The sequence below is a fragment of the Providencia sp. PROV205 genome (assembly GCF_028479505.1).
Lineage (GTDB): Bacteria > Pseudomonadota > Gammaproteobacteria > Enterobacterales > Enterobacteriaceae > Providencia > Providencia huaxiensis.
Genome location: NZ_JAMPNU010000019.1, coordinates 23,350 through 45,588 on the forward strand (window position 1 = coordinate 23,350; position 22,239 = coordinate 45,588).

General features: G+C 40.6%; 22 protein-coding genes. 9 read left to right on the forward strand and 13 right to left on the reverse strand.

Translation table 11 applies throughout. The features are described from left to right. Nucleotides 1–95 precede the first annotated feature (95 nt). Nucleotides 96–599 (forward strand): tRNA (uridine(34)/cytosine(34)/5-carboxymethylaminomethyluridine(34)-2'-O)-methyltransferase TrmL, encoded by a 504-nt coding sequence (trmL, locus tag PR800_RS11865; RefSeq protein ID WP_096863620.1) that lies wholly within the window; start codon nucleotides 96–98, stop codon nucleotides 597–599. A gap of 110 nt (nucleotides 600–709) precedes the next feature. Further along, on the forward strand, nucleotides 710–889 hold the full coding sequence (locus tag PR800_RS11870; protein ID WP_004265164.1) for a hypothetical protein: 180 nt from the start codon (nucleotides 710–712) through the stop codon (nucleotides 887–889). A 31-nt stretch (nucleotides 890–920) separates the two neighbouring features. On the opposite strand, the gene cysE is transcribed toward PR800_RS11870, so the two are convergent. The 4 genes from cysE to PR800_RS11890 form a co-directional block, all read right to left on the reverse strand. Further along, on the reverse strand, nucleotides 921–1,742 hold the full coding sequence (cysE, locus tag PR800_RS11875; protein WP_094962928.1) for a serine O-acetyltransferase: 822 nt from the start codon (nucleotides 1,740–1,742) through the stop codon (nucleotides 921–923). A 23-nt stretch (nucleotides 1,743–1,765) separates the two neighbouring features. Further along, complete coding sequence (gene gpsA, locus PR800_RS11880) at nucleotides 1,766–2,794, reverse strand: NAD(P)H-dependent glycerol-3-phosphate dehydrogenase (RefSeq protein WP_272530893.1); 1,029 nt, start codon at nucleotides 2,792–2,794, stop codon at nucleotides 1,766–1,768. Beyond that, nucleotides 2,794–3,270: a protein-export chaperone SecB gene (secB, locus tag PR800_RS11885; protein ID WP_004906947.1), complete on the reverse strand. Its 477-nt coding sequence runs from the start codon at nucleotides 3,268–3,270 to the stop codon at nucleotides 2,794–2,796. The genes gpsA and secB overlap by 1 nt, the downstream gene beginning before the upstream one ends. Before the next feature lie 304 nt (nucleotides 3,271–3,574). Next, on the reverse strand, nucleotides 3,575–4,012 hold the full coding sequence (locus PR800_RS11890; protein ID WP_210848683.1) for a rhodanese-like domain-containing protein: 438 nt from the start codon (nucleotides 4,010–4,012) through the stop codon (nucleotides 3,575–3,577). Nucleotides 4,013–4,445: 433 nt separating this feature from the next. Between PR800_RS11890 and envC the strand changes: the two genes are divergently transcribed. Together envC and PR800_RS11900 are read left to right on the forward strand one after the other, a co-directional pair. Further along, nucleotides 4,446–5,735, forward strand: coding sequence for a murein hydrolase activator EnvC (gene envC, locus PR800_RS11895; protein ID WP_272530894.1), 1,290 nt, complete (start codon nucleotides 4,446–4,448; stop codon nucleotides 5,733–5,735). 48 nt (nucleotides 5,736–5,783) lie between these two features. Continuing rightward, nucleotides 5,784–6,842, forward strand: a complete 1,059-nt coding sequence (locus PR800_RS11900; RefSeq protein ID WP_395351186.1) for a divergent polysaccharide deacetylase family protein — start codon at nucleotides 5,784–5,786, stop codon at nucleotides 6,840–6,842. Nucleotides 6,843–6,909: 67 nt separating this feature from the next. Here PR800_RS11900 and tdh read toward each other — a convergent pair whose 3' ends face one another. Together tdh and PR800_RS11910 are read right to left on the reverse strand one after the other, a co-directional pair. Continuing rightward, entirely contained in the window at nucleotides 6,910–7,935 is a 1,026-nt protein-coding gene (gene tdh, locus PR800_RS11905; protein ID WP_206276328.1) for an L-threonine 3-dehydrogenase, read from the reverse strand. 10 nt (nucleotides 7,936–7,945) lie between these two features. Continuing rightward, nucleotides 7,946–9,142: a glycine C-acetyltransferase gene (locus PR800_RS11910; protein WP_272530897.1), complete on the reverse strand. Its 1,197-nt coding sequence runs from the start codon at nucleotides 9,140–9,142 to the stop codon at nucleotides 7,946–7,948. A 229-nt stretch (nucleotides 9,143–9,371) separates the two neighbouring features. On the opposite strand from PR800_RS11910, the gene rfaD reads away from it, so the two are divergent. The 4 genes from rfaD (at nucleotide 9,372) to PR800_RS11930 (ending at nucleotide 13,297) form a co-directional block, all read left to right on the forward strand. After that, a complete protein-coding gene (gene rfaD / locus PR800_RS11915; RefSeq protein WP_166267118.1) occupies nucleotides 9,372–10,310 on the forward strand; it encodes an ADP-glyceromanno-heptose 6-epimerase in 939 nt (312 codons plus the stop codon). 23 nt (nucleotides 10,311–10,333) lie between these two features. Beyond that, a complete protein-coding gene (rfaF, locus tag PR800_RS11920) occupies nucleotides 10,334–11,380 on the forward strand; it encodes an ADP-heptose--LPS heptosyltransferase RfaF (RefSeq protein WP_239979017.1) in 1,047 nt (348 codons plus the stop codon). Continuing rightward, nucleotides 11,380–12,342, forward strand: coding sequence for a lipopolysaccharide heptosyltransferase RfaC (gene rfaC, locus PR800_RS11925; RefSeq protein ID WP_272530945.1), 963 nt, complete (start codon nucleotides 11,380–11,382; stop codon nucleotides 12,340–12,342). The genes rfaF and rfaC overlap by 1 nt, the downstream gene beginning before the upstream one ends. A gap of 94 nt (nucleotides 12,343–12,436) precedes the next feature. After that, the gene (locus PR800_RS11930) at nucleotides 12,437–13,297 is read left to right on the forward strand and encodes a WlaTC/HtrL family glycosyltransferase (protein ID WP_210843217.1); all 861 of its coding nucleotides are present in this window, start codon (nucleotides 12,437–12,439) and stop codon (nucleotides 13,295–13,297) included. 55 nt (nucleotides 13,298–13,352) lie between these two features. Here PR800_RS11930 and PR800_RS11935 read toward each other — a convergent pair whose 3' ends face one another. Beyond that, entirely contained in the window at nucleotides 13,353–14,813 is a 1,461-nt protein-coding gene (locus PR800_RS11935; protein WP_272530899.1) for a glycosyltransferase family 39 protein, read from the reverse strand. A gap of 199 nt (nucleotides 14,814–15,012) precedes the next feature. Beyond that, the gene (gene waaA / locus PR800_RS11940) at nucleotides 15,013–16,293 is read right to left on the reverse strand and encodes a lipid IV(A) 3-deoxy-D-manno-octulosonic acid transferase (RefSeq protein WP_166267124.1); all 1,281 of its coding nucleotides are present in this window, start codon (nucleotides 16,291–16,293) and stop codon (nucleotides 15,013–15,015) included. A 191-nt stretch (nucleotides 16,294–16,484) separates the two neighbouring features. Between waaA and coaD the strand changes: the two genes are divergently transcribed. After that, nucleotides 16,485–16,970 (forward strand): pantetheine-phosphate adenylyltransferase, encoded by a 486-nt coding sequence (coaD, locus tag PR800_RS11945; RefSeq protein WP_166267218.1) that lies wholly within the window; start codon nucleotides 16,485–16,487, stop codon nucleotides 16,968–16,970. Nucleotides 16,971–16,980: 10 nt separating this feature from the next. Here coaD and mutM read toward each other — a convergent pair whose 3' ends face one another. From mutM to waaO, 5 genes are read right to left on the reverse strand one after another with little or no spacing between them, the layout of a single operon-like run. After that, complete coding sequence (mutM, locus tag PR800_RS11950) at nucleotides 16,981–17,790, reverse strand: bifunctional DNA-formamidopyrimidine glycosylase/DNA-(apurinic or apyrimidinic site) lyase (RefSeq protein ID WP_181489979.1); 810 nt, start codon at nucleotides 17,788–17,790, stop codon at nucleotides 16,981–16,983. A 21-nt stretch (nucleotides 17,791–17,811) separates the two neighbouring features. Then, the gene (locus PR800_RS11955; RefSeq protein WP_272530901.1) at nucleotides 17,812–18,987 is read right to left on the reverse strand and encodes a glycosyltransferase; all 1,176 of its coding nucleotides are present in this window, start codon (nucleotides 18,985–18,987) and stop codon (nucleotides 17,812–17,814) included. Beyond that, a complete protein-coding gene (locus PR800_RS11960) occupies nucleotides 18,959–19,975 on the reverse strand; it encodes a glycosyltransferase family 8 protein (RefSeq protein ID WP_272530903.1) in 1,017 nt (338 codons plus the stop codon). The genes PR800_RS11955 and PR800_RS11960 overlap by 29 nt, the downstream gene beginning before the upstream one ends. Continuing rightward, nucleotides 19,968–21,206, reverse strand: coding sequence for an O-antigen ligase RfaL (rfaL, locus tag PR800_RS11965; protein ID WP_210843220.1), 1,239 nt, complete (start codon nucleotides 21,204–21,206; stop codon nucleotides 19,968–19,970). The genes PR800_RS11960 and rfaL overlap by 8 nt, the downstream gene beginning before the upstream one ends. A gap of 14 nt (nucleotides 21,207–21,220) precedes the next feature. Continuing rightward, a complete protein-coding gene (gene waaO / locus PR800_RS11970) occupies nucleotides 21,221–22,234 on the reverse strand; it encodes a lipopolysaccharide 3-alpha-galactosyltransferase (protein ID WP_239979114.1) in 1,014 nt (337 codons plus the stop codon). Between the last annotated feature and the right edge of the window lie 5 nt (nucleotides 22,235–22,239).

Sequence of the window (22,239 nt, forward strand, 5' to 3'; positions counted from 1 at the left end):
ATTTTATGACACATATAAAAGTTCCACATGAAAACAAAGCCATTTGCGCGTAAACTCTTCCCATCATTTATTATCACAAATATCAGCTTAACGTTATGCCACACATTGTTTTATTCGAACCAGAAATACCGCCAAATACTGGCAATATCATTCGCCTCTGTGCCAATACTGGCTTTGATTTACATCTTATTCACCCGCTTGGGTTTACATGGGATGATAAACGCTTACGTCGTGCAGGGTTGGACTATAGCGAATTTGCCGATATCAAACACCATCATGATTATTTTGCTTTTTTAAAAAGTGAAGGGCTGAACCCTGATAATAACCAATCTGAAAGTGGGGCTCGCGTGTTTGCCTTAACCACTAAAGGTAAGCCAAGTCACAGCAATGTCAGCTACCAAGAAAATGACTATTTAATGTTTGGTCCTGAAACCCGTGGGTTACCGCCTTATGTGCTAGATAATATGCCAATGGAGCAAAAAATTCGTATTCCTATGTTGGCAGACAGCCGCAGTATGAATTTATCCAACTCTGTGGCAGTCGTGGTGTTTGAAGCATGGAGGCAGTTGGGGTATGCAGGGGCGTTATTGAAAGATTAATGCCATATTCGAGCTGTATAGTATGGACTCCGATTCTTTGAATCCTATTACAGCTCGATTTATGAAAATAAGCTTTTATTTTCTCATTAAATAATGAAGGAGGAGATTAGGTGAAAATTAGTCTTAAAAAGCAAATTAAAAATACGACTACTGAAACTGTAAATAGTGATAGTAAACTGACAGAAACCGCCTACTTATTATATTCTCCAGCCAATGCTGAACACCTAAAAAAATCTATTGCTCAGTTTAAAGCAGGTAACATATTCAAAAGAAAGATCTTTGAAAAATAGGCATAACGAGTTGCAGAAATAATTAACTCTCTCAAATCCCATCCCCATTTTCAAAACCCCAAATAGTGCCATTAAAGTTTTGGTCCATTTCTAAGGACGGTTTGTCACTGGTTGGTTTGCCGACAATACGTGCTGGAACGCCTGCCACTGTGGTATGCGGTGGAACGGGGTGAAGTACAACAGAACCTGCGCCAATTTTTGCACCGCGGCCAATTTCAATATTACCTAAAATTTTTGCCCCTGCACCAATCATCACCCCCTCTCTTACTTTAGGATGGCGATCGCCACAGGTTTTGCCTGTACCGCCTAGTGTGACGGATTGCAAAATTGAGACATCATTTTCGACAATTGCGGTTTCCCCAATCACAATACCGGTTGCGTGGTCAAGCATGATGCCACAACCAATACGGGCAGCTGGGTGGATATCGACACCAAAGGAAACGGAAATTTGATTTTGTAAATAAACCGCTAACGCTTGGCGGCCTTCTTTCCACAACCAATTACCGATGCGATAGGCTTGCAAGGCGTGGAAACCTTTCAAATACAATAGTGGCGTGGAATATTTATCAACGGCAGGGTCACGTAAGCGAACGGCTGCTAAGTCCATTGCCGCAGAAAAAATCATACTTTCGTCATTGCGATAAGCGGCTTCCACAATTTCGCGGACTTCAAGCGCAGGCATGATAGGAGAGCTCAGTTTATTCGCTAGCATATAGCTGAGCGCACTGCCTAAATTGTCATGCTTTAACAATGTCGCGTTAAAAAAACTGGCGAGAAGTGGTTCGCAGTCCGCAAGAGACTTCGCTTCATCTTTAATGAAACCCCAAATTCTATCCAGTTCTTCACGCGACATAATCACTCCCCTATCTATTTTTATTAATCATGCAGCTTTGGCATATCGGCAATTTCATCTTTCGTCGCACGCCCCAATAGGGCTTGCGCTGCCTCTAACACATTTTTATGACGATAGAGGATTTGATAAATTTGCTCAGTAATTGGCATTTCAACACCAGCCCGCTCAGCCAGTGCGCGGACTTCCTTAGTATTACGATAGCCTTCAACCACTTGGCCAATCTCTTTTTCTGCATCTTCAACGCTAACGCCATCGCCTAGCATCATGCCAAAACGGCGGTTACGGGATTGGTTATCGGTACACGTTAACACAAGGTCACCTAAACCCGCCATCCCCATAAAAGTTGCAGGGTCTGCTCCTAAAGCTGCACCTAAACGGCTCATTTCTGCTAAACCACGGGTAATCAATGCAGTACGCGCATTTGCACCAAACCCCATACCATCGGAGATCCCTGCGCCAATTGCGATGACATTTTTTACTGCTCCGCCCAGCTGCACCCCTACCATATCGGGGTTTTTATAGACACGGAAACTTTTGCCACAATGGAATAATTTTTGTAAATCATCACCAAATTGGCTATCGCTTGCCGCTACAGAAATTGCTGTCGGTAAACCCGCAGCTAACTCTTTTGCAAACGTTGGGCCAGACAACACAGCCAGAGGAATTTCATTACCTAATACCTCACGTGCCACTTCTTGCAACAAACGACCTGTATCCCGTTCTAAACCTTTAGTCGCCCAAATAATGCGGGAGTCTGCGCGTAAGTAAGGTTGGATTTGTTTTAGTACATCACCAAAAACATGGCTAGGTACGACAATCAAGATATTGGGGCTCGCTTCAACGGCACGTTTTAAGTCCGTTTCAAGAGATAAACTATCAGGGAAAGAAACGCCAGGCAAAAACGCCTGATTGCAGCGATCTTGTTCTAATTGATGAATGTGTTTTGGGTCATGGCCCCATAACACAACCTGATGTGCATTACGTGCAAGCGTAATGGCTAAAGCGGTGCCGTACGAGCCGGCACCGATCACTGTCATTGAAGCAGTATTCATTAAGCGTCCTGTTGAGCTTCTGAGTTCTGCGCTTGTTCACCTTGTTGCTGCTGTAAATAGTTCATGAACAGTGCATCAAAGTTAACTGGCGCTAAGTTCAATTGTGGGAATGTACCACGACCCACTAAGCTTGTGATCGCTTCACGTGCATATGGGAACAGGATGTTCGGGCAGTATGCACCTAAGCAATGCGCCATTTGAGTACCTTCAATGCCTTCGATAGAGAAAACACCCGCCTGCTGCACTTCACACAAGAAAGCCGTTTCTTCACCTAAAGTTGCCGTCGTGGTGACGCGTAAAACAACTTCATAAACACCTTCAGATAGCTGGGTTGAAGAAGTATCTAAATCCAATTTGATTTCTGGCTGCCACTCGTGTTGAAAGATGTGTGGTGCGTTAGGTGCTTCAAATGAAACGTCTTTTGCATAAATGCGTTGAATTTGAAAGACCATTTCTGAGTTGTTTTGTTCTGACATAGTTTATGTACCTTTAACTTCCATATGAATTTTCCCTGTTATTCTTTGAGCTACAGGGGTGTTCGCTGCGTTGCGCTACCCAAGTCACATACTGATGTATGCTCCTTGGATATCTTCACTTGCTGCCTACCTGTAGCCCAAATAATTTAAGGGAAACCCTGTTATTCTGAGCTACTGGAATGTTCGCTGCATTGCGCTACCCAAATGGGTTTTCGCTGTATTGTGTTACAGAAAAATTTTCTGCATTGTGCTCCCCAAATTACTTGCTACATATATAACTTGGGAGCAACTAGATACCAGATAATTACTTCTTACCACGAGCTAAAGGGAGGTTTTCACCTGCCCAGCCAGAGATCCCTTCTTTTAGGACAAAGACTTTTTCAAAACCGTGTTGTGCCAGCTGTTCAGCTGGTTTACCTGATTCCATACCACTTGCAGAAACGATAATCACTGGTTTCTGTTTGTGTTTTTCTAATTCACCTAAATTATTCTCTTTAATTTCAGACGGTGTTAAGTTAATAGAATCAATAATGTGCCCTTTACGGAAATCCTCGCGAGAACGTAAATCGACAACAACCGCCTCTTCTTTATTAATCAGTGTAATCGCTTGTGAACGAACAATCACTTTCGTTTTAGAGAAAAGGCCTTTAAAGGTCATAACAACCACAGCCACTAATAGCGCTATCCAAACCAGACTCAATAACATGTTCCGGCTTACAAATTGCATGATTTCTTGGATCATGGGGGGCAATCACTCCCGTTAGTTAAAATCAAATATCAAAGGGTTCTGAGTATACCTTTGTGTTGAGCTAATTACAGCCAATTCCCGCAAACTCGCTTGTTTTTTTTGCGCTAAGGCACGCAAAATTAACACTGTTCACTGAAAAACCACGTTTCTGTTTCGAGGCGGCACGCAAATATTTTAACATAAACGTGCTAAACAGGTCTAAGCTGTGCTTCAAATAGGCAATGAATAAGAAAAAAGTATTGAAAACTGGCTATACAAAATAAATCAGTGATAATAAAACTGTGTTATTTGACTTAGTATAGTTCTGATTCAGGGCAAAAATCCGAATTTATAAATGTTTTCAATACTATTTGTTAGACAGTGCTGGAAACCATCACTTGCAGATGAAATAATCAGATATTGCATTTAATTGAGGTGATTTATCACGATGGCCAATACACATCATCGAATGAAAATTTCATTTATTCGTCAGGCTATTAGCGCTCTCTTTGGGTTAGGGCTGCTTGTTCTCGCCCCAACACAAACTGTGTTTGCCAACCAGATCACTGAAAATAAAGGCCAGTTACATGATTTACTCAAAAGTATTGCTGAAAAAGAGAAAAGTGTAAAAGAGCAACAAGCCAAGCGCTCAGCACTACTTGAGCAACTCAAACAACAAGAACAAAGTATTTCTGCAGCGGGTCGTAGCCTGCATGAAACGCAAAACCAATTAAAACAATTAGACAAAGAAATTGTTTCCTTAAATAGCAATATCAAGCAACTACAAACCAAAAAACAACAACAGGAAAAATTATTAGCTGACCAACTAGACGCAGCTTTCCGGTTAGGTAAACACCAAGGACTCACCCTGATGTTCAAAGGTGAAGAAGGCCAACGAGAAGAGCGTATTTTGGCCTATTACAGCTATTTAAATCAGGCGCGTGAAAAAAACATTGTCGCTTTAGAAGAAACCACTAAAGAGCTGCAAGAACAAAAACAACTCGAACAAAAAAAACAAGCCGAACAAAAAACGACGCTGGCTCGCCAACAACAAGAAAAGCGTAAGTTGGATAACGCACGCTTTTCGCGGCAAAAAACCTTGAATGTCCTTGAAAGTACATTAAAAGAAGACCAAAAAAATCTTGCTGTCCTAAAACAGAACGAAGCAAGATTACGCGATAAAATTGCCAAAGCCGAACGTGAGGCCAAAGCCAGAGCAGAACGAGAAGCTAAAGAAGCGGCCCGCATTCGTGTCCAAGTGGCAGAAAAAGAACGGCAAGCCAAACAGAAAGGTTCAACCTATAAGCCGTCAGAGAGTGAACGCTCACTGATGTCTCGTACTGGTGGTTTAGGGCGCCCTGCAGGGCAAGCTATTTGGCCTGTTCGCGGCTCATTGCTCCATAACTATGGCGATGTCATTTCCAGTGAATTACGTTGGAAAGGCATGGTTATCGCCGCTAACGAAGGAACCCAAGTCAAAGCTATCGCTGATGGACGCGTACTATTAGCCGACTGGTTACAAGGCTATGGGCTAGTTGTCGTCGTTGAACACGGTAAAGGGGATATGAGCCTCTATGGCTATAACCAGAGCGCCTTAGTGAATGTCGGCCAAGAGGTTAGAGCAGGGCAACCAATCGCCTTAGTGGGGAGCAGTGGCGGCCAAGAACGCCCAGCACTCTATTTTGAAATCCGCAGACAAGGTAAAACCGTAAACCCACGTCCATGGTTAGGCCGATAAATATAGTTAGGGCGATAAATTTTAAATTCAATTAATTAGGATAACGTTATGCTGAAGCACTTACCCGTTCGACCACTCATTGTTTTCTCATTATTGATGATGTGTCTACCGGTGAGTGCGGCAAAGCTAGCGATTGTGATTGATGATTTTGGTTATCGCGTTAAAGAAGATAACCAAATTTTAGCCTTATCCCCCGCGGTGACTATTGCAATTTTACCGAGCTCTCCTCATGGCCGTGAAGTCGCAGAAAAAGCCCATCAGCAAGGCCGTGATATTCTCATCCATATGCCAATGAAACCATTGAGCAAACAGCCATTAGAGAAAGACACATTAGCACCCTCAATGAATGCAGAGGAAATTGACCGCATTATTAAAAATGCGATAAGCCGAGTTCCTTATGCAAAAGGGATGAATAACCACATGGGAAGTGAGATGACATCTAACTTAGCAGGAATGCGTAATGTGATGCAGAGCCTGTCAAAGTCAAACTTATTTTTCCTTGATAGTGTGACTATTGGCAATACCCAAGCAGGTAATGCCGCCAAAGAATACGGTGTTCCCACGTTACGTCGCCATATTTTTATTGATAACCACCAATCGGAAGAAGAAACGCGTACTCAATTGAATAAAGCCGTTGCCTATGCACGTAAGCACGGCAGTGCAGTTGCAATCGGCCACCCACATCCATCTACCGTTCGTGCGTTACAAAAATACCTTGCCCAACTTCCTGCTGATGTTGAATTAGTGGGTGTTAGTGCCCTGCTGAGCCCTCAACCTACAACGAAACAGCCAACATCATTAAGAATGTTATCTGAAGAAGCGAAAAAGACCTCAGCGCAGCCTAAAACCGAGCAAGCAATACAAGATGAGATCAAAACCCCTCTAACCGAAGATGCAGCAGTTGAGCAACCGGAAACAGCCAGCCAACCAGAAAATATGATTATTCCGCAAGAGCTCGGTATCTGTGAGTTTACATTACCCTCTTCGAAGCTACAGGGAATTGATTTTATTATGTTTGTTGTCGAGGGGATTTATAACGATAAGGCTTTACAACCTTTGTTGGTGCAGGGCGATAAAGCCCAAAAGCGCCCGCTTTTCAAACAATAGCAGTAGCTCATTTTCGATTCCCCTTCTTGGTTCAAAAAAGCCAAAAAGGGGAATTGAGATAATCAATTTAATCCCAGTTTAAAATCACTTTACCAGATTGGCCTGAACGCATGATATCAAAGCCTTTTTGGAACTCATCAATCGAGAATTGATGGGTAATTATCGGTGATAAATCCAAACCAGATTGAATGAGTGTCACCATTTTATACCATGTTTCGAACATTTCTCGGCCGTAGATCCCCTTAATAAATAGCCCTTTGAAGATCACTTGGCTCCAATCTGTTGCCATCGAGGATGGGGGAATACCTAATAGGGCAATTCTGCCACCGTGGTTCATGGTGTCTAACATGGTTTGGAAAGCTGCCGGGGCACCAGAAACTTCTAATGCTACGTCAAAACCCTCTTTCATTCCCAGTTCGTTCATCACATCTTTTAAATTTTCACGACTAACATTCACTGCACGAGAAACACCCATTTTTTTCGCCAATTCAAGCCGATAGTCATTCACATCAGTGATAACAACATGGCGTGCACCTACATGTCGGCACACCGCGGCTGCCATGATACCAATAGGGCCAGCCCCTGAAACCAGCACATCTTCCCCCACTAAATCAAAGGAAAGTGCCGTATGAACTGCGTTACCAAATGGGTCAAAAATAGCCGCGATTTCATCAGGGATATTGTCGGGAATTTTAAAAGCATTGAATGCGGGGATCACTAGGTATTCTGCAAAACACCCTTCTCGGTTAACGCCCACCCCAATCGTATTGCGGCAAAGATGGGTACGGCCACCACGGCAGTTTCTGCAGTGGCCGCAAGTAATATGCCCTTCCCCTGACACTCGGTCACCAATTTTAAAGCCTTTGACTTCCTGCCCAATCGCAACAATTTCCCCTATATATTCATGACCGACAACCATTGGGACAGGAATGGTTTTCTGCGACCATTCATCCCAGTTATAGATATGTACATCCGTACCGCAAATCGCAGTTTTACGAATTTTAATCATCACATCATTGTGCCCGAGTTCCGGTTTCGGAACATCTGTCATCCATATACCTGGTTCAGCTTTCAGTTTGGACAGTGCTTTCATAAAAGACCTTTTATTTGATTATTTTTAGTTTTCTACCAATGCAGGTGAATGCTTCAACAGCGTGTAAAATATCCTCCTCACTATGTGCTGCGGACATCTGAGTACGAATACGTGCCTGACCTTGCGGCACTACAGGGTAGAAAAAGCCCGTGACATAGATACCTTCATCAAGTAGCTCTTTTGCAAAAATTTGGGCAAGTTTGGCGTCACCTAACATCACAGGGATGATGGCATGGTCATCACCTGCGAGGGTGAAACCTGCCGCTGTCATTTTTTCTCTAAATAACACGGCATTACGCCATAATTTTTCACGTAATGAATGACCTTCTTTCATCATATCAATCACTTTGATAGATGCGGCAACAATCGCAGGAGCGAGTGAGTTCGAAAACAAATAAGGACGAGAACGCTGACGCAGCCATTCAACCACCTCTTTTTTCGCTGCCGTATAACCACCGGATGCACCACCCAAGGCTTTACCCAATGTCCCCGTGATAATATCGATACGGCCCATCACATCGCAGTACTCATGGCTACCTCGACCATTTTCCCCAACAAAACCAACAGCATGTGAATCATCCACCATCACCAAAGCTTGGTATTCGTCCGCAAGGTCACAAATGGATTTCAAATCCGCGATCACACCATCCATCGAGAACACACCATCTGTTGCGATTAAAATATGGCGAGCCCCTGCGGCTTTGGCTTCTTCTAAGCGCGCTTTTAATTCCACCATATTATTATTGCTGTAACGGTAGCGTTTTGCCTTGCTTAAGCGAACCCCATCAATAATTGATGCATGATTTAATGCATCTGAAATAATGGCATCTTCTGCTCCTAATAAGGTTTCAAACAGACCGCCATTTGCATCAAAACAGGACGAATAGAGAATGGCATCTTCCATGCCCAGAAAATCCGCCAGTTTGCACTCTAAAACTTTGTGGTTATCTTGCGTTCCACAAATAAAGCGCACCGATGCCATACCAAAACCATGGCTATCCATTCCTTGTTTAGCCGCTTCGATGAGCGTGGGGTGGTTTGCAAGACCAAGATAATTATTAGCACAGAAATTAATAACTCGCTGGCCACCTACAATTTCAATGTCAGCATCTTGTGAAGTCGTAATAATACGCTCGTTTTTAAATAATCCATCGGCTTCAATTTGTACCAATTGCTCTTGAATCTGCTGATAAAATCTTTCTGACATGATTTCTTCCTGAATAGTTTCTATTAATAGAGTTTAATAATAGTCTCTATGTGTGGCGATATTCACAGCATAAATAAGTCAAGTTTGTAGCCAAGATCACGATATTTACCTTGTTCTCATTTTAGTGCCAGTTCAATTCTCTTCTATCAATGCTACCGTCTGCGCCAAGAGATGTTATTATAGTCACCAATGACGATCCTATTTTCTTAACCCATTTGAGGTATACCCAATGATCATAGTCACTGGTGGAGCTGGTTTTATTGGCAGCAATATTATTAAAGCCCTAAATGCAATCGGCCGCACAGATATCCTAGTGGTCGATAACCTGAAAGATGGCACTAAATTTGCCAACCTTGTTGACCTTGATATTGCGGATTACGCAGATAAAGAAGATTTCATTGTTAGTATCATCGCGGGTGATGATTTCGGTGAAATTGACGCGGTATTCCACGAAGGTGCTTGTTCATCAACCACAGAGTGGGATGGCAAGTATATGATGGACAATAACTACCAGTTTTCTAAAGAGTTATTACATTATTGCTTAGAGCGCGAAATTCCATTCTTATACGCCTCTTCTGCAGCAACTTATGGCGGTCGTAGCGATAACTTTATTGAAGAACGTCAATTCGAAAAACCATTAAATGTTTATGGTTATTCAAAATTCCAATTTGACCAATATGTACGTGAAATTCTGCCAGAAGCCGATTCACAAGTCTGTGGTTTCCGCTATTTCAACGTCTATGGACCAAATGAAGACCATAAAGGCAGCATGGCGAGCGTTGCGTATCACTTAAATAAACAAATTAATGAAGGGCAGAACCCAAAACTGTTCGAAGGTAGCGATACTTTCCGCCGTGATTTTATTTATGTAGGCGATGTGGCTGCGGTAAATTTATGGTTCTGGGAAAATAATGTTTCAGGTATTTTTAACTGTGGTACAGGACGTGCAGAATCTTTCCAAGCTGTTGCTGATGCAGTCACTGAATTCCACAAAGACAAAAATGTGGCCATCGAATACATTGAATTCCCTGAGAAATTAAAAGGTCGCTACCAAAGCTTCACACAAGCTGACCTGACCAAATTACGTGCCGCTGGCTACACTGCGCCATTTAAAACGGTTGCTGAAGGTGTCACCGAATATATGCACTTGCTCAATAAAGACGCGTAACGCTTATTTCTGAAAAATCATTTATGAAAATATTGGTGATCGGCCCTTCATGGGTAGGGGATATGATGATGTCACAAAGCCTTTATCGCACGATCAAGGCTTTACATCCCCATGCACAGATTGATGTGATGGCGCCACAATGGTGCCGTCCTTTACTCGCCAAAATGCCTGAAGTTAACGAAGCTATTCCTATGCCGCTTGGGCATGGTGCACTGGAAATTGGTGAACGTCGTCGATTAGGCAAAAGTTTGCAGGCAAATGGCTATGATCAAGCTATTGTATTACCAAACTCCTTAAAATCTGCACTTGTGCCTTTTTTTGCAAAGATCCCCAAAAGAACGGGGTGGCGTGGAGAGATGCGCTATGGCCTACTCAATGATATTCGCCCATTGAATAAAGAAGCGTTTCCTTTAATGGTGCAACGATATGTTGCTCTTGCTTATGATAAGCAAGCTATTCAATCAGCTTCCGATATTCCGACACCCATTTTACCACCTAAACTGGTCACTGAACCGCAAGAAGTCACTGAAACTCTGCAAACCTTTGGGGTTGATGGCTCGCGCCCTATTATTGGTTTTTGCCCAGGGGCAGAGTTCGGGCCTGCCAAACGCTGGCCTCACTACCACTACGCTTCTCTTGCTCAAACACTGATTAGCCAAAAAGGCTATCAGGTGCTGCTATTTGGTTCGCAAAAAGACCACGAAGCTGGTGAAGCTATTCGTTTAGAGCTGACCGATGATGCTAAATTGCATTGCCATAATTTTTCAGGGAAAACATCGTTAGAACAAGCTGTTAATCTAATCGATGCCTGCCATGCCGTTGTCAGTAATGATTCGGGTTTGATGCATGTTGCAGCTGCACTCGGTAAACCGCTTGTCGCTTTATATGGCCCAAGTAGCCCTGATTTCACCCCGCCATTATCAGATAAAGCAGAAGTGATCCGCCTAATTACGGGGTATCACAAAGTGCGTAAAGGTGATGGTGAAAGTGGTTATCACCAAAGTTTGATTGATATCCAACCTCAATTAGTTATCGATGCGTTAGCTCGGTTAAATATAGGTATTGAATGATGAGAGTATTATTAGTCAAAACATCTTCAATGGGGGATGTTTTACACTCATTACCTGCACTGACCGACGCACAACAAGCCATACCCAATATCCAATTCGATTGGGTCGTTGAAGAAGGCTTCGCGCAAATCCCAACATGGCACAGTGGCGTTAACCAAGTGATCCCTGTGGCCATTCGCCGCTGGCGAAAAAATTGGTTTTCTGCACCGATCAGGGCCGAACATGCGGAATTTCGCAAGAAATTACAAGCAACACATTATGACGCGATTATTGACGCGCAAGGGTTATTAAAGAGCGCTTTTCTTGTCACCCGCTTGGCTCATGGTGATAAACATGGCTATGACCGCCATAGCATCCGCGAACCATTAGCCAGCTTCTTTTATGACCACCGTTACGCAATCAGCAAGCAACAACATGCCGTTGAACGTATTCGCCAATTATTTGCCAAAAGCCTTGGTTATACCTGCCCAACGCAGCAAGGGGATTATGCGATTGCTCAACACTTTTTGCAGTCACAAGAAGAGCCTCAAAGCCCTTATGTCATTTTTCTGCATTCAACCACCCGTGATGATAAACACTGGCCTGAAAAAAATTGGCGAGAACTCATCGGGCTAATGGCTGGGAGTGGTATCAAAATCAAGTTGCCCTGGGGTGCACCTCATGAGCAGCAACGTGCAGAACGATTAGCAAAAGACTTTGATTTTGTAGAAGTTTTACCCAAGCTCACTTTAGCCGAAGTTGCACAGCAAATTGCTAATGCTAAAGCTGTCGTTTCTGTCGATACTGGGCTTAGCCATTTAACCGCGGCACTTGATAAACCTAATTTTACCCTGTTTGGCCCCACTGACCCCGGCTTGATTGGGGGATATGGGCAAGGGCAGCATACGATTAAATCTCCGAGTAACCATATCGAGGATATAAGTGCTACATACACTTATGAACAGTTGAAACATTTTCTATAGAAAGGTATCTTAGCTACTCAAACTTTTTAATCTTTTACCACATCATTTACGTAGGCAACCTTTTTCGTCTACCCAATACCAGACATTAATTATAATGAATAATTCAATTACAATCATAACGGCATTTTTTGACATCGGTAGAGGAAATTGGAATAGAAAAAATGGTCGTCCAAATTCACTAGAATGTACAAATGAAACTTACTTTAAGTATTTTAATAGGTTAGCAAAACTTGATAACGATATGATTATCTTTACAACTTCAGATTTACAAGAAGAAATTCTCTCCATGAGAAAAGGTAAAGTAACTCATATAATCACAATTAATCTTGATAAAAAATTTAAGTTTATTCTAAAAAAAATTGCACAAATTCAAAATAGCGATGAATTTAAAAAACTAATTAAGCCTAAATTACTACGTGCGCCTGAGTACTGGTCGCCACAGTATGTTTTGATTAATAACCTAAAACCTTTTTTTGTCAAAAAAGCGATTGATCTAGACCTTGTTGATAGTGAATTCGCGGCATGGGTAGACTTTGGATATATACGAAACAATGGAAGTATTTATGGTATAACTGAGTGGCACCATTCTTTTAATCCTAATAAGATCCATTTGTTTTCTATACAAAATACACTAGCTCTAACAGATAAAAATGCAATATTAGAAACAGTTCTAAATAATAATCCACATATAATTGGTGGTGTATTAGTGGCCAGTAAAGAAAAATGGCCAGAGTTTTATAAAATTGTATTTGAAACTCAAAAAGAATTTTTATCCTCAGGCATTGTTGATGATGACCAAGGTATATTCTTAACCTGCGCTAGTAAATACCCAGACATTTTCCAATTAAATTACTTAGGGTATATGAAATGGCGTGATGTATTTAGATTATTCAACCATGGTTCAAAATACAACCGTTTTATACGTTTGGCTATATCGTTAAAATTAATTCGGTAAATATGTCTAATATGTAAGAATAGGCCTTTAAAAAGGCGCTATTCTCAACTAGAAATTACTTCTCTGGTGCAATAAACCCAAAGCACATGGTTTCAGGTGCGGCATCCGGTTCAGAACGATAAATCACATCTTCTTTTTCTATCGTAAATTGTGGCCAGAACTTACGTACCTTAGCGAAGTTTTCATGGGCGCAATCATCATATTTCTTACCCAGCAATAACGCCCCATGTTGGCGAATTTCAGCTTCCGTAATCTCACGGTTATAGATATTCGGTGGCATATGCTTTTCCATCGACCAAGGCTGAATGACATGTGGCCTATCCTTGCCATAAATAATAAACCATTGATATTGGTTATCTTCCCCGCCAACATATTTAACTGGCATACCATAGCGCTGATACCAACGCTGCTCACCGTCTGCTATCAAGGTTTTCACGCCAATAAATTTTTGCCCTGCTCCGCGAATATTAGCTGCTTGAACAATAAGGTACCCCGCAATAACCACGCCACCAAAGATAGCCAAACCAATTAGCGATTTTTTCAATGGCTGTTTAGGCATCACTGTTATAGAGCCGACAAATAACGGTGCACTAATCGCCATAAATGGCTGCAGCCATTCAGTTATTCGGCCGCCATCGTGAAAAGAGAACCAACCGTAGATCACAATCAGAGGAAAAAGAAGAATAAAGTTAGCCATACGATTCGCTGCCGCTTTCGGCCACCCTAACTTTCCACCGCTGCAATAAATGATAATCGCTGCAATCACTAACGGATAAAACACGCTCAGCGCCGCTTGTGTGGTATGAAGATTAAACCCAGGGTCGATTTGTGAATCTACCCATTTGAAAGCCGAAAAGTCCGTTGCCATCAACCAAAAGAAATTTGGTAATACCAAAGCAAACCACAACGCAATCGCAAGGTAAAAAACAGGGTGGCGATAACTTTGGCGAACGTGTTTCACAAATATAGTTAACAAGAAAACAGACCCAACTAGCGCCAAAGTTGAGTATTTCCCCATTGTTGCAAGGCCAGCAAATAAAGCAAACGGTAACCACCATGCAGGGTTATCATCAACGGCACGTAAAAAGAAATAAATAACCCAAGGCCATAATGTCACTAAAATATAGTTATCATTATAAGGAATGATATCGAAATTAATGACACCTGATAAATTCAACATTAGCATTGCAAACCAAGCGAGGTCGCGGCGCCCAGTTAAACGAAAAGCCAGCTTCCACACGCCAAGTAAACCGAATGCAATACCCACAAAGTGGCTAAAATACCAATAAAAACTATAGGAAATATCAAGGTAAATTGCAGGCCACATCATGACGCCAACAAACCATGGGTTTTTAGGTGATCCCCACTCCCCGTTCATCCCCCAATTTACCGCTTCTACTGTGTCATAAGGTACGGTTGGGTCGAAATAAAAACTCGCTAAGATCCAAGCTATGGCATAGCTTATGACCCATACATAAACATATTTATTTGAAATTGATTGATTAGTGGCTGGCATATAGTCTTAGAAAAATAAACAAAAGTTCCAACATTCCATTTGGATACTACCCTAATAGCAATAAACCAAATCGAATGACTCTATAATAAGCAGGGAAGTCTACTATAGTTTAAATGCAATACTAGGATGTGCCAGAAAATATTCACAATCTATTGTTGTAATGTTCAAGTTAATATTCAAAAAAAGACATTACTTGGCATTATTGCTCTCGCGGAGGCAAATAGGGTTGCAATAATTTTAATAATCTTTGGAGGGCACCTTGGTTCTCATGAAGAACTTCGGCGGCATGACGTCCATAATATAACCGGTAATCTTCATCAGAAAGCAAACTCGTCACGGCTTGGGCCATCGATTCACTGTCTGTTACCGTAATCAATCCATCGGCTTGAGTCAGTTTTCCGCAAATATCTTTAAAATTGAATGTGTGAGGCCCCATTAACACGGGTAGCGCATGGGCTGCTGCTTCGAGTGGGTTATGCCCCCCAGTTTCGACCAAGCTTCCCCCAACAAAGGCAATATCTGCAATTCCATATAACAGCATCAATTCACCCATCGTATCACCGATCACCACTTGGATATCTGCTGTAGGGATTGTATTAGCGCTACGACGAATAAACGTTAAGCCAGCTTTTTGGGTCAACTCTTCTGCTTTTGCAAAACGTTCTGGATGGCGAGGAACTAAAATTAAAAGCAAATCAGGAAAACGGGATAGCAATTTTTGATGGGTTTCTAATACAATGGCTTCTTCACCCTCATGAGTACTGGTCGCTATCCAGACAGGGCGATGTGCTGCCCATTGGCGGCGCAAAGTTATTGCCCTTACAGCTAATTCAGGCGTCACTGAGATATCAAACTTCAAGCTCCCCGTTACACTCAATTGCATCCGCCGTAACCCTAATTGAACGAAGCGTTCACCATCTTCCTGATGTTGTGCTGCAACCATCGTGACATTACGTAGCATACGTTTCACAAAGCTACCGAGCTTTTGATACCCCGCAGCAGAGCGCTCAGAAAGTCTCGCATTTGCAATAACCAATGGAATTTTACGTTTATGCAATTGATTAATCATGTTTGGCCATAACTCAGTTTCCATAATGATCACAAGTTTTGGGTCGACTTGTTTCAGGAAACGGCGCATTGAACCAGGGAGGTCATAAGGTAAATAGACGTGGTCGACATCATCACCAAACGCAGAAAGAACACGTTCTGAGCCAGTTGGCGTCATCGTGGTCACTGTAATTGGCAAAGACGGATAGTGATGGCGAAGTGCACGGACTAATGGAACGGCTGCGAGGGTTTCCCCGACAGAAACTGAATGTAATAAAATGCCTTGAGGTTTTACTTTTCCTGCACAAAAGCCATAACGTTCGCCCCAACGTTTACGATACGCAGGCGCTTTACGGCTGCGCAGCAATAGGCGAACCCATATAAATGGTTGGATAAGATAAAGAAGTACCTGATATAGACGCAGCAATAACATTCGATCTGATTCACTTACCAAAATTGGCGCTATCTTACCATAAAGCGCAAATAAAAGTGTGCAGAATATGCACCTAAAAATAGCGGTAAAATCTCATCTACAGTTGCAACCATGCTAGATAGCCGATAATGTTAGCGCTTATTCATGCTGTTTTTTCGAATAGAAAATACAAACAACGAGATACTATCGCCATGAAACATAAGGCTATTTACCCTGGTACGTTTGACCCTGTGACATCAGGACATGTTGATATTGTTACCCGAGCAGCAGCAATGTTTGACCATGTTTTGCTGGCTATTGCGAATAGTCAACGAAAAAACCCGATGTTTTCCCTTGATGAGCGCGTTGCCCTAGCTAAAGAAGTCACTTCTCACCTTGATAATGTTGAAGTTGTTGGGTTTTCTGAATTGATGGCTAGTTTTGCGCAAAAAAATGGTGCCAATATTCTTATTCGAGGGGTTCGTTCTGTAGCTGATTTCGAGTATGAGTGGCAATTAGCGAATATGAACCGCCATTTTGTTCCTGACTTGGAAACCGTATTTTTATTACCATCGCAAAGTTTATCCTTTGTTTCTTCTTCTTTGATCAAAGATGTTGCACTTCACGATGGTGATATTTCATCTTTCCTACCCCCAGTGGTTGCTGAGGCAATGCTAAAGAAACTCAATAAAAAATAGTAAAAGCGCACTATTTTTGACACTGTGGGCAAAAGAAGGTGCTACGTTGCCCCTGTTTAATGCTTTCTATTGGCGTACCACACATTGAACAGGGTTCCCCCTTTTTCCCATAGACAAACAACTCTTGGGCAAAGTAACCGGGCTTACCATCCGACTGTAAAAAATCTTTTAGTGTCGTGCCGCCTTGCTCAATGGAGCGTTGTAACACCTTTTTGATCTGTTGCACGAGCTCGGTAATTTCAACCAATGTTAATGTATTAGTGATTTTTTCAGGTGATATTTTCGTCGCAAATAATGCTTCATTGGCATAAATATTACCTACACCAACAACCACTTTGTTATCCATTAACCACGGCTTAACAGCCACTTTTTTCTTTTGCGCTAATTCATAAAGATACTGCGGGTTAAATGCGTCTGATAATGGCTCGGGGCCTAAGTGTGCAAGCACAGAACTATTTTCTAAATCATCACACCAGAGCCAAGCGCCAAACCGACGAGGGTCTGTATAGCGCAGCACTTTGCCATCTCGCATGACTAAATCCACGTGGTCATGTTTTTCCTCAGGTAATTCTTCGGTCAAAATACGCACACTACCAGACATGCCCAGATGAACAATAACCCAACCTTTTTGCAATTCAATCAGCAAATACTTAGCGCGACGTTGCACACTCAGAACTATTTCGTCTGATAAACTTTTAATCTGTTCACTAACCGGCCAACGTAATCGACTATTGCGTACAACTGCGTAAGATATTGTATTTCCGACTAAATGTGGTTCTATTCCACGGCGGCTGGTTTCAACTTCTGGTAGTTCTGGCATATATAAACTCACATTCCTTGCTTAGGGATACCATTTTGCAATCACCTTCATAAGCTCATCTTTAACAATTTCCCAAGTAAAATTATCATAAGCATGTTTTTTAGCATGATAGGCTATTTCTTGACTATTTGGGTGATTTAACGCACTAGTAATATCCTCTGCCATACTTAAAGGCGAAAGTGGCTCCCTGAAAATAAACCCCGTTTCATTATGGGAAATAAATTCCACCATTGCCCCTCGCTGGCTTGCTATCACAGGGCGACCCGAAGCCATCGCTTCAAGTGCAACCATACAAAATGATTCTGGCTCAATAGAGGGAACAACAATAATATCCCCGAGAGCATAATAGTGTCGAATTTTTTCAGGATGAACCTCACCTAAACAAATACACTGCTCACCCAAAATTTTTGCAAAATTTTTTACTTCGTTTTGATATTGCGCCAACTCACCTTTTGATGCCGTATTTAGGTCTCCCACAATGACAAGTTTATAGCTAGGATCTTCTTCAAAGAAAATTTGACATGCTTGCATTAATTCAAGCAGTCCTTTGCCTTTGGCGGCTCTCCCGACAAATAAAACAGTCCTATCCTCTACTGTTAGCCCAAAATCCTCACGCTTGACCTCAGGTGATTGAGCATAAATTTCACCATCGAACCCGTTACGCACCACTTCAATAAATGCATTTGGTAAACGTTCCCTGTACCAATTTTTCATAAAGTGGCTTGGTACAATGATTTTTATGTCTTCAGGAACATCTTTAGGCTCGTACAAATTATGCATGTGTAACACAACGTTATTATGCCCTTCTTTCTTAATTATTTTTTTGAAGGATTTAATATGATTGTGAACAAAAATAACGCTTTCATTCGGATTTGGCGAAAATTGGTGTTTAATTTTGACAATTCTATCTGCATAAGAATATGGGTCTAATCTTGTCCATTTCTTAAATAGCCTTGTATACACTTTCCCAAACTTAATGCGCTCAATTTCACAATGCTCATTAACAACAGAATGAGCACTATATCCATCATTTTGTATACAAACGATTCGGTTTTCAATGTCTAATCGTTTAGCGACATTGTACATCCACGATTCAATTGCTGCCGCACTTTTAGGCGGTATAGAAAATATAGGAGAAACTGTTAAGACAATTTTATTAATCATCATATTATTTTCTTTTTTTTGTGTATTTTTCAAACAAGTAATGAATACCTGACAAAATACCTGATAAATACGCACCTCGCTTTAATAGGTGCTTATATTCTTTTTTCCTTTCAACAAATTTAGTGGCATGTTTTAAATCATCCTTTGTCCAAGGTGATTGCGCTAATGCTTTATAGAAAGGCTGAGAAGAAGGATAGTTCGCCCATGTGTGCCAAGGCTTACTCACACCAGTGTAATGAATTAAAACCGTTTCAGGTGTAATAATGGTTTGGTATTTTTGATGTGTTCGGTCATACAGCTCATTTTTTAAGGTATAAACTGTATTAAACTTTTTATTAAGCAGTATCAGGTCATTTCTTAAAATAAGGTTTAGTACATCTTGATCAGGGTATTTAAACCGTTGTTTCGCATTTTCTGCAGACAATAACTCAAAACATTGCTGAGTAACTCGTTTTTCGTGCCACTTCTTTAAATTCACAAACATAACACCCGAGTTAAAATAGGTCTCAGCTAACTGTGGTGTGTGTAGTCGCGTTTCACTTTTTGTTCTTACACCGATGTCATCAGCAATAACACCACAAACTTTGTCTTCAATTAAATTAGCTGCCAAATCTAATTGACCATTACAGATAACATCCGCATCTAAATATAAGGCAACATCATAATCTTTCGAAAGATAATCTAAAGCAACTAACCGAAAGTACATCGCTGAGGACCAAACATCAGAAGCCGGTAATGTTTTTAATAATTGATTATCCAACTCATAAACATGAAATTCAGTTGAAAACTGATGAGAAATAGCCTTCAACTTCTCTAAAAAGCTAGGGCTGACTTTATCTAAAAAATAATGAAATCTGAAGAACGTATTTGGGTTATTAATAAGTAAAGAGACCGCTGAAACACCTGCACCAAACTGATAGTTTTCATCCGAACCATAAATAATATCAAGACATGGTAATGAGGCATTACTCGCATTAGCCCCCTCATTTAACAGATATTTATTTGTTATCAGGTTATTCATGGCAAACTCTCTTCTGCTTAGTTGAACTATGCCCCATCATGGCGATTAAAAACCCCAAAAGAACTCCTAAGGGTTTGAGGTCCACTTGTTCAAACATTCCACGAACCAGATAAAAGCCAATAAGACTTAACAGCAATGCAATGAAGGCAAAGTAAATTTCCGGTGCATCAGACCTATTTTTAATCCCTTGCATTGAGGAATAGCACATTGACAAAAATACCGCACTAAATATCGCTAACCCTGCAATACCCGTACCAAACCAAATATAAAGCCAAATATTATGGGGCCCAATAGAATATCTAGCGACCCATTTAGGGTGATGTTTAACTACGCTATTGTATTTCTTATGATATATTTTATCACCAACCCCATAGCCAATAATTGGATTCTCCAAAATAAGCTCAATCGCACTTCCCTGCGTACCATTTTGATATCTATTTGAGCTATCCATTTGTTCTAGTTTATAAAACAGTTTTTTACTTGTATCAGGATAAATTAGTTTAATTGAAATAAGTGAAATTACCGAAAGGCATAATACAACTCCAATTAGTTTCCAAGGACGTTTAAAACATAAAAATAATAACCCAGCGACTGCAACTGCAACCCATGCCCCTCGAGCAAGCGTTCCGAGTAAAACAAACAGAAATACAATACTTAAAAGATAAAAATAAATAAGTTTAGATTTGGGTAATAAATACCAAAGAATAGGAAGTATTGGAAAGAAAAAAACTAACGCATCCGAAACATGCCTAAAATCATAAGTAGTAAACGGTAAAATACCCTGCTGATAGGCTATATAGTAGCGGCATAACTCAACAAGTAAAACTAAGGCTAACGATGCAGTAAAACTCGTTAATAATAGTTTTGAAATCTCTTTTAGGCTTTCTCTATATAAAATAATTGGCAATAAAAGTGATAAACTTAGTATTCCATAATTCAATAAATTATTGTTAATAGTTTTAATAGATACACTTAACATATCTGAATAAGATGTTGATACATAAAGAAAAACAGAAAAAGCAACAACTAAATATAAAAGTTTATTATTTAATCTTTTTAGCACTTTTTTTGTATCTAAAGACAGATAAACCAAAGATGTGGCTATCATCAAATAGAACAGAATATGTTTATATCTGGTTACATTTTCCACAAAAAAAAGAACAACAAAGATTAGCACCAAAGCTTTGTTATACTTTGAGAGAATACTTTCATTTCTATCTAAAAAAGACATAACTTGCCCAATTATTATTTACTTAATTTAACCAAAAAATACTGAAGATTATTTTTTATACCAGAGAGAATGTTTCCCTGGTTAAACATATGCTTAGCACAATAGCGCAAATGATTACTGCTTTTAGCCTTCAGTAACGGAATGTCTTTCCAAGGTGATGCATTTTTTGCATTAATAAAGGGCTGAGCTGTTGAGTAATTTGCCCACTCATGCCAAGGCTTAGTTGGGCCAATATAATGAATCAATACAGTTTCAGACGTTATTGGGTTCTCTTTTTTACCTTTTTGCAGCTCATAATTGATGCTGTATTGAGTGTTGTACTTGCCATCAAGGTAAATAACTTTCCCTGTTAATAGCATATTTAAAATGTCTTGGTCTAAATAGGATAATTTTGCTTTCACAGTATCTTGGGAAAGTAAATCCATTGCTTTCGTTGAGATATCAAATTTTGACCAATTCACTAAATTTAAAACTAAAAACCCTGCATTAAAATACCCCGAAGCAATACCCGGGACACCTAAAGCATCAGCTCTTTTTTGCCACCAATTGCGATCCCTTTCAGGCACAACAGCAGCGATTTCATCATCTTTAAATTGAATATTTAACAATGGCTGCAGCGTCCCTTGGCACATAATATCTGCATCCATATAGATCATTCTATCTAGCTGATTTGAAAAGTAATCCGCAATAATAAACCTGAAATACGTTGCATATGACCAATTTTTGGTACTCGGCAGCGATTTAAGCTGTTCACAGTCAACCAAGTAAACTCTAATACTCGTCTTATATTGCTCTGCAAGCTGTTTAAATAATTGACTTTGCTCGTTATCAAAGTAGTCAGTAAATACATGAAATGAAAAAGAGATATCAGGATTTGTTTTTAATAAAGAAGCCATCGAGATCCCACAACCATATAAAAAATTACGGTCAATACCATAGGAAATATGTAAGCTATCATTATTAACAATCGCATCAGGTGACGATAAATCAATTTGCTGTGTAACCGCATTTTCTTTATTGAAGAACATTTATA